The organism is Croceibacterium atlanticum (assembly GCF_001008165.2).
GTDB lineage: Bacteria > Pseudomonadota > Alphaproteobacteria > Sphingomonadales > Sphingomonadaceae > Croceibacterium_C > Croceibacterium_C atlanticum.
Window position 1 is genome coordinate 311,112 of the sequence record NZ_CP011452.2, and the last position, 14,093, is coordinate 325,204.

The window sequence follows — 14,093 nt, forward strand, 5'->3', positions numbered from 1 at the left end:
ATTGCTTGGGCGATCAGTCGAATTTTTTGTTTTTGTAATTACCCATCAATTGTATTGATGGTTCGTGAGACTTGATAATTTCGACTTGAACCTGCTCGTGGCTTTCGACGTTCTGATGGAGGAGCGCAGCGTCACGGCGGCCGCGCGCCGGCTGAACGTGACCCAGTCGGCGATGAGCGCGGCTCTGAGCCGGCTGCGCCATTCGTTTCAGGATGAGCTTCTGGTCCTTCATGGCAAGCGAATGATCCCGACCCAGCACGCGCTCACCCTCGCGCCCGAAGTGTCTGGTGCGATCACACGATTGCGCGGCCTGATTGCTTCCGGGACTGCCTTCGATCCCGCCACTTCCAGGAGAACCTTCCGGATCGACGCATCCGATTACGTGACCACCGTATTGCTCGCGCCGCTGATAGTGCTGCTCCAGAAGGAGGCGCCGGGCATCGGGCTGGAGCTGTCACTCCCGGGGGATGAGAGCCGCGAAAGGCTCGACAATGGCGAAATCGACCTGATCCTGACGCCAAGGGAATTCATGGACGATGTCCATCCGAGGGAATTGCTGTTCGTCGAGCGGCACGTAGTGGCGGGGTGGGCCGGGAATCCCAGGCTGCGTGACCTCGATTATTCCGTATTTCTGGAATCCGGCCATGTCGCAGTGAGAATATCCCAGCAGGACACCTATATCGAAGCGGTTCTGAGCAAGATTGCCCCCGGCCGGCGGATCGAGATCGTCGCCCAATCCTTCATTCAGGTCCCCTGGCTCATCCACGGGACGGAGCGGCTTGCCGTCATGCATGAACGGCTGGCCCTTGCCTTCCGCGACCTTCACTCGCTGCGCATTTGCGATCCGCCATTCGAACTGCCGCTGATGCGCGAAATGATGCAATATCATTCCACGCGCGAAAACGATTCAGGCCTGGCCTGGCTGCGAAGGCGGCTGAAGGAATTCGCGAAAGGAAGATAGAACCGCGCCGGTTTCCGGCTCAGACCTCTTCCGGACTTTTTCTGTTGGCTTCGATGGCTGAAACCTCCGGTCCGGATTCGTTGATAGTGGCCCGGCGCAGATCGCGTTTGTATTTGTACCGTTCAAACGAAGTAGCGCTGTGCATCGTGCAGCGATTGTCCCATACGACCATGTCGCCGGGCCGCCACTTATGTGAATAAACGAATCTGTCCTGAGTGGCGAACGCGTACAGCTCATCGAGCAGCGGGAGCGCTTCCTCGTCGGGCATTCCCTCGATACCCACGCCATGCCATCCCATATATAGCGCCTTGCGTCCGTCTGCCGCTCTGCGCACAAGCGGGTGGGTCATGCGCGGATAGTTCTTGCGCATTGCTTCATCCTTGAATTCCACGCCATTGCGCTGGAGCGCGCGAAAAAGATCGTGTTCCACCCATATATTTTCCACCCGCTTTTTCATGTCCGAGGGCAGGGCGTCGTAAACAGCCCGCGTATCGACATATTGCGTATCTGCGCCTTCCGGTGGCGTGACATGTGCAAGCAGAAATGACCATTTCGTGGGCCACGAATTGAACGGGCTATCAGTATGGAAAAGCTCGAAATCGGTGGGCTGCGCGCCATCGGGTTTCGGGGGAACGATTTCGCCTTCGTCAGTGAGGTTGCTGATATCGTAAAGCCCCTCGGTGATCCGCTTGCGCCCTGGCGGTGCGAGTTCAAGGGGGCCGAATGCCCGGGCAAAGGCGATCTGGTCGCTGTCGGAAAGGCTCGCATCGCGGATCACGCAAACGCCATATTTTGCCATCGCGTCCTCGAAAAACTCGACCACTTCAGCCGAGACGGGTGCTGAAGTGTCCATGCCGGTGATCTCGCCGACGAATAGCGGATGAAGCTGAGATATATCGATATTGCCTGCCATGCGGGTCCTCATCCAACCGCGCCCCGTCCGAATTTAGCAGAACGCCTCCGTTTGCGGAGGATTCGACCGGAATGGCGCGCGCTTTCTTGCTCTTCCCATCGAAAGAAACCCCGTCCGCGCCAGGAAAATAGTGCCCACATTTTGCTGGTTCGGGCCGGTCTCGTTTCGCGCGCTCTTCCAAAATGACAGCACTATTTTCGGCCAGCCGGGATCGATCACACCGGGCGATATAAAACAAATTCGGCACTCACGCCGGGATGGGCTGGCCTTGTTCCGTCATATGGCGAGGCCGGCCGGCAGAGGGCCAAAATAGAAGGCCGGGAGGGCGAACGATGAAATTGGGCGACAGAATAGGTGTGCGTAGCGACCGCCGGATGTTCGGCATCGCGATGATGGCGACGGTCTCCATGCTTACGGTTGCGAGCCCGGTGCAAGGGCAGACCGCGCAGGATGCTGCCTCTTCCCCGCGCGAGGATGGTCCCTCGGTTGAAACATCCATTGATACCATTGTGGTCACGGGCACGCGCATCGGTGGCGAAGCGCCTGTCGGCGCCGCTCTGGTCCAGCTCGGCGAGGACGATATTCGCGAAAGCGGTCTCGCAAGCACGGCCGATATACTGAATACAGTACCTTCCATCCTTAAGCTCGGCGGGGGGGACAATTATGCTGGCGGGCAGGCCCAGCAGGCCAACACGATCAATTCTTTCAGCTTCAACAAGTCACCCAACATTCGCGGCCTTGGGGTAGGCGCGACGCTCAGCCTCGTTAACGGCCACCGTGTCCCTTATGAAGGGGGCAACATGAACGCCTTCGACGGCGACAATTTTCCGGCCCAGATGATCCAGAGGATCGACGTGGTGCAGGATGGTGGTTCGGCATTATATGGCGCGGATGCCATCGCGGGCACGGTCAACTATATCCTGCGCCGTCCTGAAGACACGTTGGAAGTGTATAGCGGCTATCGCAAGAATGACGGCCAGAACGCCTGGTATGTCACGGGCATCGGGGGCGTTGAGTGGGCCGAAGGAACCGGCCAGCGCGGCGGGTTGATCGTCTCCTACCAATATTCCGACCAGGACCCTTTCGAAGCTTCGGCGAGGCCGGATCTCTATAATGACGACCTCTCGCCCTATGGTGGGCCGCCGTCACCTCTTTACTCCGCTCCCGGCAATGTGGTGGTCGGCGGCAATTATTATTCGATACCGTTCGGTCAGGATGGGACCGATCTCACGCTCTCGGACCTCGGCACGATCCCGAACCGGATGAACACCTGGACCGGGATAGAGGTCATACCCGCGGTGGAAGCCCACCGGGTTGCAGCCAATTTTGAACAGAACGTCACGGACTGGCTGAGAATTTTTGCTGACGGGCTGTATGTCCACCGTGACTTCGCCATCAATGGTCCCAATTCTTCTACCAGCAACAGGGTAATGAATTTCGGACAGCTTCCCCAGATTCCGAACAGCAACCCATACAGTCCCTGTAATCCTGACCGTTATCCGGGGGGCGTGGTTACGGGACCGGAAGAGCTGGTTCTGGCGTGTCAGACCGGCTCGATCGGGGTCGCTTACAGCACGGTTTACGACATCGGTCCGCCCATGCGGACAGGGACCACGGAAACCTGGACCTATGGAGGCGGCGCCGATGTAACCCTGCCCTCTGGCTGGAATCTCACCATTTCTGCCCATGCCGGCACGCATGACGCGCCTTCGGTGACGACCCAGACGGGCGGCGCGCCCGCACCTGATTTCGCGACCTTCAACTTCTTCTGCGACCCCACTGCTTTTCAATGCACGGACGAAGCCACGGCCGCTTCGATCCTGGCGCGGGCGAACAACCTCGTTAACCGCACCAAATACGAGATGCAGGTCTATTCCGCGACGGTGGATGGCCCCTTGTTCGAATTACCGGCGGGCGAGGTGAAGGTGGCTATCGGCTTTGAACAATATGAAGGGTCGCTGCTCAACCAGAACAATTTTGGCGGAAACAATTTCAATCCGCGGAGTGTCTCCTCCGCCTTTGGCGAGCTGTTCGTGCCTGTGGTCAGCCCGAGTGCGGATATGCCGGGTATCTATGAACTCGAATTCAATATTTCCGCACGTTACGATGATTATAGCGACGCCGGATCCACGACAAACCCGCGGTTCGGCGTAAATTGGCGGCCGACGCCCGGTCTCAAGATATTTGGCAGTTGGGGAACATCCTTCCGGGCGCCGGGCCTGGCAGATAACGATCCGTTCTCCCAGACAGGCGTGATCCCGATCACCACGTCTGGCACGCAGATTGCCGCAAGCGTCTGTGGTGCCTGCCAGTCGCTTCCCTTTGGCACGATCTATCAGTCTATCGGCGGTGCCAATCGCAATTTGGAGCCGGAGACATCCGAAGCCTATGCCATCGGCGCGGACTGGACGCCGGGGTCGGTCCCGGGCCTGCTGGTTTCCGCAAAATACTGGCACATCAGCTATGAGGGCCAGATCTCCACACCGGCATTCAATGTCGGTTCGGTCAATGCGATCAATCAGCAGATCTACAATTCACAGATCATTTACAATCCGGCGCTTTTCCCTGAGCTGTCACAGGAAAACCCCGTCGCCTTCTTCGGGGAATTTCCGACCATTGACACGGACAATCCGGCCTGCGCCGCCGTGTTCGGGCAGAAGGTGACAACCCAGGCGCTCTACGATTCCATGATCGCCTGCTACAATACTGGCGGAGAGACCGGTGGCCTGTTCGGGCCACCAACGCCTCCGGGCAACGTGCTCGCGCTGGTCAGCGGTCGGCGGATCAATGCCGGCAAGACCATCGGTGACGGCTTCGACATCAATATCGCATACAGTTTCGATACTGACTTCGGCAGCTGGAACCTCGGGGCTGTCGGAACCTATTCGTTGGGATGGCAAGTTTCTCCGCTTCCCGGGGCGGAATTTGTGGAAGAAGTCAACCAGCTTGGCTTTCCGCTGACCTTCCAGGCGCGTGGGCAGCTGGGCTGGGAGGACGATTTCAGCATTGGTCGGGTTTTCGCCAATGCCTTCGTGAACTTCCGCAATTCCTATGAGATCGATCGGGATCAGCTGCCAATCGGCGTGGATACCTCCTTTGCCGAGGTGGACGCTTACACGACCTTCGATCTGTCGATCGGGCTCGACACTGGTGAGGCGATCGGTTCTCCACTCGCCGACGGATTCCAGCTTACTCTGAGCATACAGAATTTGTTCGATGCAGATCCGCCTTTGGTTGTTAATCAGGCCGGTCTTGCCGGCACGGCAGTCCGCTTCGATCCGACTTATGGCAGCCCGCTGGGCCGGGTCTTCCAGGTGCAGGTCGGCAAGAAATTCTGAGTCCGATGTCATACGGTGAAAAACGGGCGTCCCGGCCATGAGCCGGGCACTCCCTTCTCGCACAGCTCGTGGCGGGCGGTGATGCCTTGGTCCAACAGTTCCGTCGGCAGGATGGTGATGCCGGCACTGGTCTGCATGTGGCTGGCTGCCTGTGTCACGATGGATTCAGGCGGATCGGCGCTCGCAGCTCGGTCATTAGCTCCGCCAGCGGGCAGGGCGGTGGGGGCCGGTCCGGTGCCGGTTTCGGGGCATCCGCGGCCCATGTCCCTGCTGGAGGCCCGGGACCGGGCGCTCGCTGCCAACAAGCGCCTGGTATTCGATATGTGGCGCGGCGTGGTGAATGCCGGGCATGTCGAACTGGCAGACGATATGCTGACAGAGGATTACATCCAGCACAGTCCGATGCTTCCCACCGGGCGTGAGGCCTTCAAGCAGATATTTTCGGCTGTGGAGCGGCGGGAGATTCCCGACCTCGTTTTCCCAGCAATTGTGACCCTCATTGCCGAAGGTGATCTGGTGGTGATGGCCATGCGAGAGGAACTGCCGGAACCGGATGACAGCGGCAATTATACGACTACGCACTTCAACCTGTTCCGGGTGGAAGATGGGCGGCTGGCCGAACATTGGCATTCGATACAGGGACAACCTGGCCCACATTTGCCGTCTCCTGACGAAGGCGGCCCGCAGCCCGTGACGGGGGCGACAGGCTCTGCCCAGATGGCCATGCTCCGGGCGGATCATCCCGCACTGGCGCGCAACAAGCAGCTGGTTTTCAACGCGTGGAGAGAGGTTCTGGCGGCAGGCCGGGAAGACGGGGCGCAGCATTTCTTCGCGGAGGGTTACGTTGATCACGACCCTAATGGGCAATCCGGGCTGGCCGCTCTGCGGGCATCCCTGGCCCGGCGAGAGGACGGGCCGATATTACCGGCAATCGATGATCCTCTCGTTGCGATGGTGGCCGAAGGTGATCTGGTGGTGATGATCACCGGGAGGCCGCACCCCGATCCGAGGCGGGACGGAAAGACATATACCACCACGTCCTTCGAAATGTTCCGGATCGAGGACGGGCGCATTGCCGAACATTGGAACGGGGCCGCGCGGCCGGGCGGCTCTCTTGGGCCCTATGCAGAATGACAGACCGATCGCCGGACGGGGCAGGGAAGGGGACAGCGTGAACGAAATCACAGCCGAACTTGCGGGCGAAACCCCGGAGCAGGAGGATCTGAGACCGCATTACAAGGAAGACCCCTGGCCTACGATGGGGCAGGCCTATTTTGCGGCATGGGTCCTGGCGATCGCGCAGATGTGCGCTCAGCTGAATAATGGCGTCATGACGCTTATGGTAGAACCCGTTAAGCGGGATCTGGATCTTACAGATCTGCAGATGAGTTACCTTCTCGGCTTTTCGGCAGTGCTATTCTATGCGCTTGTCGGCATCCCCGCTGCCCGGCTTGTCGACCGATATAATCGCAAATGGCTGATGATCGTCTCGGTGGCTATCTGGAGTGCGGCGACAGCCGCCTGCGGGATGGCAGCCAATTTCTGGCAGTTTTTCGCTGCACGTTTCGGCATCGGCACGGGTGAGGCAATCAATGGGCCGCTGTCCTATTCATTGCTGGCGGATCATTTTCAGCCCGAACGCCTGCCGCGGGGTATCGCAATCTACAATGTCGGGCTGCAGGGCGGGGCGGCGCTTTCCCTGTTGCTCGGCGCTTTCCTGATCTACATCACCGGTGGTCTTCCCACGGTTGAACTGCCATGGCTGGGCACCGTCCGGGACTGGCAGATGGTATTCGTCTTCACCGGCCTCACCGGCATTCCGGTCATCCTTCTGCTGACGCTGATGGGAGAACCCAAGCGGCGGGGCATAGCCGCACAGCGCGCGCGCACGGGAGCGGCGACGGTCAATCTTCGGGATGTCCTGGCTTATCTTTTCAGGCACTGGCGGCTCTACGGGCCGATGTTTCTCGGCCTTTCGCTTACTTCCATTCACATGCTTGGATTGGGGGCGTGGAGCGCAGCGTTCTACACCCGCACCTATGGCTGGGAACCTGCGACAATCGGGCTCTATTCCGGCCTGGTCAGTCTGGTCCTGGCGGCGCCGGCTCTGTTCGGAGCTGTCTGGTTCAACGAACTGCTGACGACGCGTGGACATGCCGATACCAATTTGCGGGTCATGGCCATTGGTATCACTGCCGCCGCCCCGTTCACCATTGCCATGCCGTTCATGCCATCGCCGTGGCTGGCGCTCGCCATGGGGGGGATTGGACCGGCCCTCATGCTGGTGGCGGCGCCATCGCTCAATACCGCCCTTCAGATAATCACGCCTAACGAGATGCGCGGTCAGGTAACTGCGATCTACCTTTTTACCATGTTTGCCGCCGGCGGGAGCATCGGCCCCACACTGTTCGCTTTTCTGACCCAGGAGGTGTTCGGCGATGAGTCCATGCTGCGTTACGCCGTGGCTGCAAGTGCCACCATCACCTTTCCCCTGGCAGCGCTGACCTACTGGCTGGGATTGAGGCCATATCGCCAACGTATCCTGGAAATGCGAGCCGAGGGTGCCCCTGTCTGACAGTGCATTGAACCCACTATTTTTGGCGAACCGGGCCGTTCAGGATCCAATTGAAATAATGGTTTAGGGAGTAGGAAATTGGCAGACAAGCGGGCAACCATTGTCATTGTGCACGGCGCCTGGGTCGGCGGCTGGCGCTGGCGCAACGTTGCGGATCTTCTCCGCGACCGGGGGCATTATGTTTTCACTCCGACGCTGACAGGCCTCGGAGAAAGGGAGCATCTGACCAGCCCGGAGGTGAACCTTTCCCTCCACGCACGCGATATCGCGAACGTAATCAAATATGAAGGTCTCGAGAACGTGCTGCTCGTCGGCCATTCCTATGGCGGGATGCCGATTTCCCAGGCGACAGAACTTGTCCCGGAAGGGGTGATCAGGTCCATCCTGTATATGGATGCCTTCCTCCCGGAAGACGGGCAGTCGCTCAACGATCTCGTGCCCGGCGAACCCCATCTGCCGGAGGATCCGAACGATTATCTGGTGCCGCCGCCACGTTTGCTTCTCCAGGGTTTCAACGCCCATATGACACCTGAAGACCGGGCTTCCTACGAAGACCGCCGTACACCCCAGTCGGTCCATTGCTTCACGGAGAAGGCCCGCCTGACCGGCGCTCGCGAAAAGATCCCGCAAAAAACCTACGTGATAGCGACCGGCTACAAGAACGATACATTCGCTCCGGTTGCCCAGGCCCTGCGCAAGCGGGATGACTGGCGCGTCGAAGAAATGCCTTTCACGCACGATCTGCAACATGTGGCGGTCACGGAATCCGCAGACATGATCGAAAGCGCTGTGCCCTAGGGCTCCCGAGCTTCCGATTGTCACCACTATTTTAAACAACCAGGGGGCGGCACCTTGGGGGAGAAGGGGATTGGCGCGTAGTTCATCCCGCCCCCGCTTTTCGCCTGCGCGACGGCCCCTCTCTACGGGAGAAAGCGAGTGGAAACAGCCAGCGAAACGGCCCGGGATGCGCCGGACGAGGTCCAAACTTTCATCCGCTATTCGGAAAGGTCAGCTGATGGCGGCTATATCGAAAAGAATGGCAGCTACTCCTTCGAAATGGAGGACCATGATGTAACCGTGCGCAATGCACGAAAACTCGACACGGCCTTCGATACGCATGGTTTCGCCCTGGTGAAGCACCCGGTGGATGTAGATTTCACCGATCAGCATGATTTCGAGAAGCGCTATTACCCGGAAGTCTGCCGGCTGGTAAAAAGCATGACGGGTGCCCGGGAGGTATTCGCCTTCATGGGCATATTGCGCGGAGGAGAAGACGCGAAGGGCGGTGGCCCGGCATTGAGCGCCCATGTCGACTTCGACGAGGCCGCATTGCGCCAGTGGGTGGCAAGGCTTGCCCCGGATCGGGCGCAGGAACTGGCCGGCAAGAGGCTGGTGAACATCAATGTCTGGCGGGGAACGATCCCGGTGGAGAATTACCCTCTCGCCGTCTGCGATGCGCGCAGCGTCAGCAAGGAGGATTTTCTTCGTGTGTCGCTGGGCCGTCCGGAAGGCGGGTTTCGGGAAGGGATGCCGGCCGGGTTGAACATGGCCTACAACCCGAAACACCAATGGTATTATTTCCCATTCATGCAACCGGATGAGGCGTTGGTTTTTCGCCTGTTCGACACGGGGAACCCGGCCTGGGAAATGACCGGGCACACCGCTTTCGAGGATCCGACCAGCGACCCGTATTCTGCAAAAAGGCAGAGCTTTGAAGTCAGAACCATCGCGGTTTTCGACGAATGAGTGGGGCGGTGAACTTTGAAGGCGTTGCGATGCGCATTACGCCGTCAGCCGGGCGAAGCGCCGGCAGGTGCGCCGATGCGAAATTGTGCTTCCTCCAGCCGGATCAGCCGGGCTTGTCCGCTTTGCTGCCACGGATCCTGCGACATGCGTTCGCGGACTTCGTCTTCGCTATTGGCAAGGAACACGAACGCAATGTGTTCGGATCGCATCAGCAGCCCGGCCATCGCGATGAACCCTTCCGTTTCGAGCTTGCCCATATAGGCCGCGTGATCCGCAAAACCCGGTTGTTCGTGCGCATCCTTGGAATGATCCCAGAGATCTGTCCGCTCGACAAGGGCGAAAAACGTCCTCTTCATGATTGCTTCCTTTGCAAATATAAATACAGATTCCACCTATAGATAATAGGAATATGTATTCAAGGAGATTCCGGAGATTTATAAATGCAAGTATTTATATTTGATTGGACAGCTTATGCTGAAAATGTCGATAAATTCAAAATTGATGGAGAGGTGCCGCGACTTGTTGGCGAGCATTTTGAGCCAGAGGTGGCCGTCAATACCTACGCAAACCACTTGGCGGCTTGGGAAGAGCTTGAGAGACAGGGTTTCGATGGTGTCGCAATTAACGAACATCATGGCACACCATTCGGCATGGGCGCATCGCCAAACCTCCTTGCGGCTGCGCTGTCCCAGCGCACCGAAAGGTTGAAGATCCTTGTCTATGCGAACCTGTTGCCGATCCACGAGCCGCTGCGCCTGGCCGAAGAGATCGCCATGTTGGATTGCATGACCAATGGCCGCCTTCTTTGCGGTGTCGGACGGGGTGCGCCGCGTGAATACAAGATCTTCAACGTGCCGATGAGCGAATCGCGCAGCCGTTTCACCGAGGCGTTCGAGGTCATGCGCCGGGCTTGGACGGATGACCGCCTGTCTTTCCAGGGTGAACATTTCAGCTTCGATGATGTTTCGATCTGGCCGCGGACTGTCCAGAAACCACATCCGCCGATCTGGATTCCGCTTACCGGCTCAAAGGAATCAATCGAATGGGCCGCCGAACAGGATGCGGCGATCACTCCGGGCGTTTTCCCCGGTCCGATGCGCGAAGATACGATCCGCTATTTCGCCGAGTGCCAGCGCAAACACGGACGGAAGGTCGATCCGAACAAGATCAGCATCATGGTGGATTGCTATGTGGCGGATTCGAAGGAACAGGCCATCGACGAATATGGCGAACATCTGATGTATCTGTTCAACACGCTGCTTCGTTATGATCAGGTCTGGCAGTCGGACGTCAAGAAGACCAAATATTACAGCAGCACCGCCTTTGAACATCTGCGTGAGGGCGCGAAGGGGACACTGGCTGAAGACGACACTGTCTTTAACGAGTGGACGATAGAGACAGTGCGTGACGCCGCCCAGCACATGCCGATCGGCACAGCGGACGAGGTGGTGGAGCGTATCCTGGCAGAATGCGACGATGCTGGCGCGAATAATGTGCTGCTCGTCTGCAATCGCGGCGACATGCCGCACCACATGTACATGAACCAGATTCGCCGTATCGGCGAGGAGGTCCTTCCCCGCCTTCAGGCACATAATGTCACCGTGGTTCCCCATGCCGAGCAGCGGGAAGCAGCGGAATAACAAAAATCGACAGTTTTCCCTGGGCAAAGGCCGGCGGAAATCAGGGAGAGGGACATGGGGTTGAGTCATAGCGCGGCAGATGGTGCCCGCAGTGCGGAGCATCCGCTCCTGCGGCCGGCATACCGGCGTTGGGTTGTTTTCGTTCTGCTGCTGGTCGCGATTTTCAATTTCGCGGACCGGGCAATCCTTGCTGTGCTCGCGCAGCCGATCAAGGAAGATCTGCACCTTACAGATACCGATCTGGGCATTCTTCAGGGGCTAGGATTCGCCATTCTATACTCCGTTCTCGGCGTTCCTCTTGGCATGATGGCAGAACGCGTGACGCGTACTCGTCTCCTGACTGCATGTATTGTCGTCTGGTCTGGCATGACGGTTGCCTGCGGGTTCGCCGTGAATTTTGCGACCATGCTGCTAGGGAGGATTGGCGTCGGAATTGGGGAAGCGGGTGCGCAACCGATCACCAATTCTCTGGTTTCTGACCATTTCGGCCCCGTCCGCCGAGGGTCGATCTTTTCCCTGATATTGCTGGGATCCCCGATCGGATTTCTTCTCGGCCAGTCGGTCGGTGGCATTGTGGCGAGCGAGTGGGGATGGCGTGCGGCATTTTATGCCATGGGTGTGCCGGGCCTGATCGTGGCGGCGCTGGTGCTGTTCACATTGCGTGAACCGCCCCGCGGTCTGGCCGAAGGTTCTGCCGCGCATGACACGGATGCTGCGCCATCCCTTATGGAAGTGCTGCGCTACTTGTTCGCAAAGCCGACATTTCGCCATCTGCTTGCCGGCTTCGTAATCGGTAGCTTCACGATGAATGCCATCGCCAATTTCGTGCTGCCATTTTATCTTCGCGGCTTCGATATTCCCCTGGCCACGATGGGGGTACTTTTCGGCGTGGTCAGCTTCTTCTCGAACGGGCTTGGCATGGTGCTCGGCGGTTTCGGGTTCGACTGGCTTGGGCGTCGTGATCAGCGCTGGGTGATGTGGGGGCCGGCTATCGCGCTTCTGCTTTGCATTCCGATCTATTTCGGCGCCTTTTACAGTCAGGCGATCTATATCTCACTGGCCTTCATATTCTTCGGTAACATGTCGCTCGCCTCCTTCATGGCGCCGACCATGGCCAGCATGCAAAATATGGCGGGCCCCCGAATGCGCGCCACGACTTCGGCTGTGACCGCGATGATCATAGGAATAGTGGGGGCCGGGTTAGGTCCGACCGTCGTCGGCATTCTTAGCGATGCCTATGCGGTGCGCCTGTTCGACGGAGCGGACTTCTTCGCGAATTGTCCTGGCGGTCGCGGCGTGGACGGGATCGGCAGCGCCATGGATGACAATTGCCTGGCGGCATCAACCGATGGTCTTCGTTTTGCCCTGATCAGTGTACTTGGAATATTCGCTTGGGCCGCATTGCATTATTGGCTCGCCGCCAGGACGCTCAAGCAGGATCTCTATGTTCCGCAACGCGTTTCAGCGGAGCCGGAGGTGGGAGCGGCAATGGTCTAGATCGGGCGGTTCCGGCTCATGGCCATCATGACGCAAGAGGATTCTTCCTTCGCGGCGGACAGGCTCTCCGGATCCTCGGGAACAACGGTATCGAGCAATCGGCGCAGCAGTTCGAAATATTCGGTCTGTATCGAGGTGGGGAAACGATCGAGGAGTAGCGGGTGAAAACGCGCTTCATAAGCCGTCAGGCAGCGTGAGAAAAGATCCACAATCGGGCTGTCTGCTACTTGGGAAACTCCCTGCACGAGACGCAGCAGGTCATAGCGATCAATGGATTCACTGCTGCGGGCTCGACTGAGCAGCTTGTCCAGCCAGGCGCGCTGTTTCGCGGTCGCACGGCTTACCGCCAGCGCAGGAATGAAGCGATTGAGCTGAAACAAGATCGTTCCGGTTGCCTTCGGGTCCATCTGGTGGCTGATCAGGAAGGCGAGCATCAGGCGTATGCTTCCCGTTCCGCGCAAGTCCCTTATTACCAACCCGTTACCGCGGCCGCGGCGGCATTCGACCAAGCCGCTGTCCTGCACCTGCCGGATGGCCTGACGCAGTGTTGCTCGGCTGACGCTGAAACGTTCGCACAAATCCCATTCGGATCCGATGCGCTGGCCGGCGCTTCCGTTGTGCAATATCTCCGCAGCCAGCCGGCGCGCCACCAGGGTGGCCAGAGTTCGGTCGTCTTCCTGCCTGGCGGTATCGATCGCCGGGAAGGCGAGCGAAGGTAACTGCTCTCGCAAGCAAGATTGCAGTTCGCGGTTCAATTCCTGGCTTGCCTGAATGGCTCCCTGGTCATCACCGGCAGAGAGTGCCGCTCGCAATCTCGAGGCGCCATGATGACGGGCCGTGCAATCCAACCCATCAATTGCGGCGTTGTCCTTTGCGAACTCCGCCGTAAGATCATTGAGACAGGCGGTGAAAAGTTCGATCACCGGTTCGCCGCTTCGGAGGGCCAGCTCTTCCCGAACCCGCATATGCCATTCGCAAATGCCTTCGCCGTCTTCGGGGCCATCCAGTGTGGCAATTGCCTTGCCCGTGCCTGCCGTCGCAGCAAGGCCGGCCGCCATGAGATCCACCGCTTCCCGCGCATCAATCAATTGGGTCTTGGTTATGCCGGCCATTTTGAAGAAGTTGGCCAGCTCTGACCCGATGGTGCCGGCATCCGGTTGGGCTACGATAAAGCCTCCGCAGGGGCCTGGACGCAACCGGCCAAGACCGCGTCGTTCGAGCAGGGCAACCCCTTCGCGCGCCGCGGCGCGGCCCACACGATAATGTTCCGATAAATCCCGGAGCGAGCCCATCACTCCACCAGGCGGAATATTTTTCGAAGCAATGTCGTCTTCGATCCGGCGAGCAAGTTGTTCAGCCAATCTTGCGCCCTGCGCATCCTCGCTTGTCGATGCGCTGTAGATTTTTTCTGCAGTCGTCATTC

General features: G+C 58.8%; 12 protein-coding genes. 8 read left to right on the forward strand and 4 right to left on the reverse strand.

What is annotated here, in order from left to right; genetic code table 11:
• Positions 1–85 precede the first annotated feature (85 nt).
• Positions 86–961: a LysR family transcriptional regulator gene (locus WYH_RS01550; RefSeq protein WP_244877943.1), complete on the forward strand. Its 876-nt coding sequence runs from the start codon at positions 86–88 to the stop codon at positions 959–961.
• A gap of 19 nt (positions 962–980) precedes the next feature.
• Here WYH_RS01550 and WYH_RS01555 read toward each other — a convergent pair whose 3' ends face one another.
• The gene (locus WYH_RS01555; protein ID WP_053833336.1) at positions 981–1,874 is read right to left on the reverse strand and encodes a TauD/TfdA dioxygenase family protein; all 894 of its coding nucleotides are present in this window, start codon (positions 1,872–1,874) and stop codon (positions 981–983) included.
• Between the two features lie 332 nt (positions 1,875–2,206).
• Here WYH_RS01555 and WYH_RS01560 point away from each other — a divergent pair, with 332 nt between their 5' ends.
• Entirely contained in the window at positions 2,207–5,212 is a 3,006-nt protein-coding gene (locus WYH_RS01560; protein WP_169780671.1) for a TonB-dependent receptor plug domain-containing protein, read from the forward strand.
• An 8-nt stretch (positions 5,213–5,220) separates the two neighbouring features.
• Here the strand turns inward: WYH_RS01560 and WYH_RS16940 are convergent, their stop codons facing one another.
• Positions 5,221–5,475 carry a hypothetical protein gene (locus WYH_RS16940; RefSeq protein ID WP_053833337.1) on the reverse strand — a complete coding sequence of 85 codons (255 nt, stop codon included), beginning with the start codon at positions 5,473–5,475 and terminating at the stop codon, positions 5,221–5,223.
• Between WYH_RS16940 and WYH_RS01570 the strand changes: the two genes are divergently transcribed.
• From WYH_RS01570 to WYH_RS01585, 4 genes are all read left to right on the forward strand, one after another.
• Positions 5,474–6,346, forward strand: coding sequence for a nuclear transport factor 2 family protein (locus WYH_RS01570; RefSeq protein ID WP_053833338.1), 873 nt, complete (start codon positions 5,474–5,476; stop codon positions 6,344–6,346). The two genes, WYH_RS16940 and WYH_RS01570, sit on opposite strands and share 2 nt — an antisense overlap.
• 37 nt (positions 6,347–6,383) lie before the next feature.
• Positions 6,384–7,787, forward strand: coding sequence for an MFS transporter (locus WYH_RS01575; protein WP_169780673.1), 1,404 nt, complete (start codon positions 6,384–6,386; stop codon positions 7,785–7,787).
• Positions 7,788–7,865: 78 nt separating this feature from the next.
• The gene (locus WYH_RS01580) at positions 7,866–8,585 is read left to right on the forward strand and encodes an alpha/beta hydrolase (RefSeq protein WP_053833339.1); all 720 of its coding nucleotides are present in this window, start codon (positions 7,866–7,868) and stop codon (positions 8,583–8,585) included.
• Positions 8,586–8,723: 138 nt separating this feature from the next.
• The gene (locus tag WYH_RS01585) at positions 8,724–9,533 is read left to right on the forward strand and encodes a CmcJ/NvfI family oxidoreductase (RefSeq protein WP_046902433.1); all 810 of its coding nucleotides are present in this window, start codon (positions 8,724–8,726) and stop codon (positions 9,531–9,533) included.
• A 44-nt stretch (positions 9,534–9,577) separates the two neighbouring features.
• Here the strand turns inward: WYH_RS01585 and WYH_RS01590 are convergent, their stop codons facing one another.
• The gene (locus tag WYH_RS01590) at positions 9,578–9,889 is read right to left on the reverse strand and encodes a YciI family protein (RefSeq protein ID WP_156320038.1); all 312 of its coding nucleotides are present in this window, start codon (positions 9,887–9,889) and stop codon (positions 9,578–9,580) included.
• A 189-nt stretch (positions 9,890–10,078) separates the two neighbouring features.
• Here WYH_RS01590 and WYH_RS01600 point away from each other — a divergent pair, with 189 nt between their 5' ends.
• Positions 10,079–11,173: an LLM class flavin-dependent oxidoreductase gene (locus WYH_RS01600; protein WP_169780676.1), complete on the forward strand. Its 1,095-nt coding sequence runs from the start codon at positions 10,079–10,081 to the stop codon at positions 11,171–11,173.
• A gap of 54 nt (positions 11,174–11,227) precedes the next feature.
• Positions 11,228–12,670: a spinster family MFS transporter gene (locus tag WYH_RS01605; protein ID WP_046902435.1), complete on the forward strand. Its 1,443-nt coding sequence runs from the start codon at positions 11,228–11,230 to the stop codon at positions 12,668–12,670.
• On the opposite strand, the gene WYH_RS01610 is transcribed toward WYH_RS01605, so the two are convergent.
• A complete protein-coding gene (locus tag WYH_RS01610; RefSeq protein WP_046902436.1) occupies positions 12,667–14,091 on the reverse strand; it encodes a FadR/GntR family transcriptional regulator in 1,425 nt (474 codons plus the stop codon). The two genes, WYH_RS01605 and WYH_RS01610, sit on opposite strands and share 4 nt — an antisense overlap.
• Positions 14,092–14,093: the final 2 nt, after the last annotated feature.

Coding starts and splice junctions, on each gene's coding strand:
- WYH_RS01555 (WP_053833336.1), bottom strand. CDS start 1,874: ATGGCAGGCAATATCGATATATCTCAGCTTCATCCGCTATTCGTCGGC.
- WYH_RS01560 (WP_169780671.1), top strand. CDS start 2,207: ATGAAATTGGGCGACAGAATAGGTGTGCGTAGCGACCGCCGGATGTTC.
- WYH_RS01570 (WP_053833338.1), top strand. CDS start 5,474: ATGTCCCTGCTGGAGGCCCGGGACCGGGCGCTCGCTGCCAACAAGCGC.
- WYH_RS16940 (WP_053833337.1), bottom strand. CDS start 5,475: ATGGGCCGCGGATGCCCCGAAACCGGCACCGGACCGGCCCCCACCGCC.
- WYH_RS01590 (WP_156320038.1), bottom strand. CDS start 9,889: ATGAAGAGGACGTTTTTCGCCCTTGTCGAGCGGACAGATCTCTGGGAT.
- WYH_RS01605 (WP_046902435.1), top strand. CDS start 11,228: ATGGGGTTGAGTCATAGCGCGGCAGATGGTGCCCGCAGTGCGGAGCAT.
- WYH_RS01610 (WP_046902436.1), bottom strand. CDS start 14,091: ATGACGACTGCAGAAAAAATCTACAGCGCATCGACAAGCGAGGATGCG.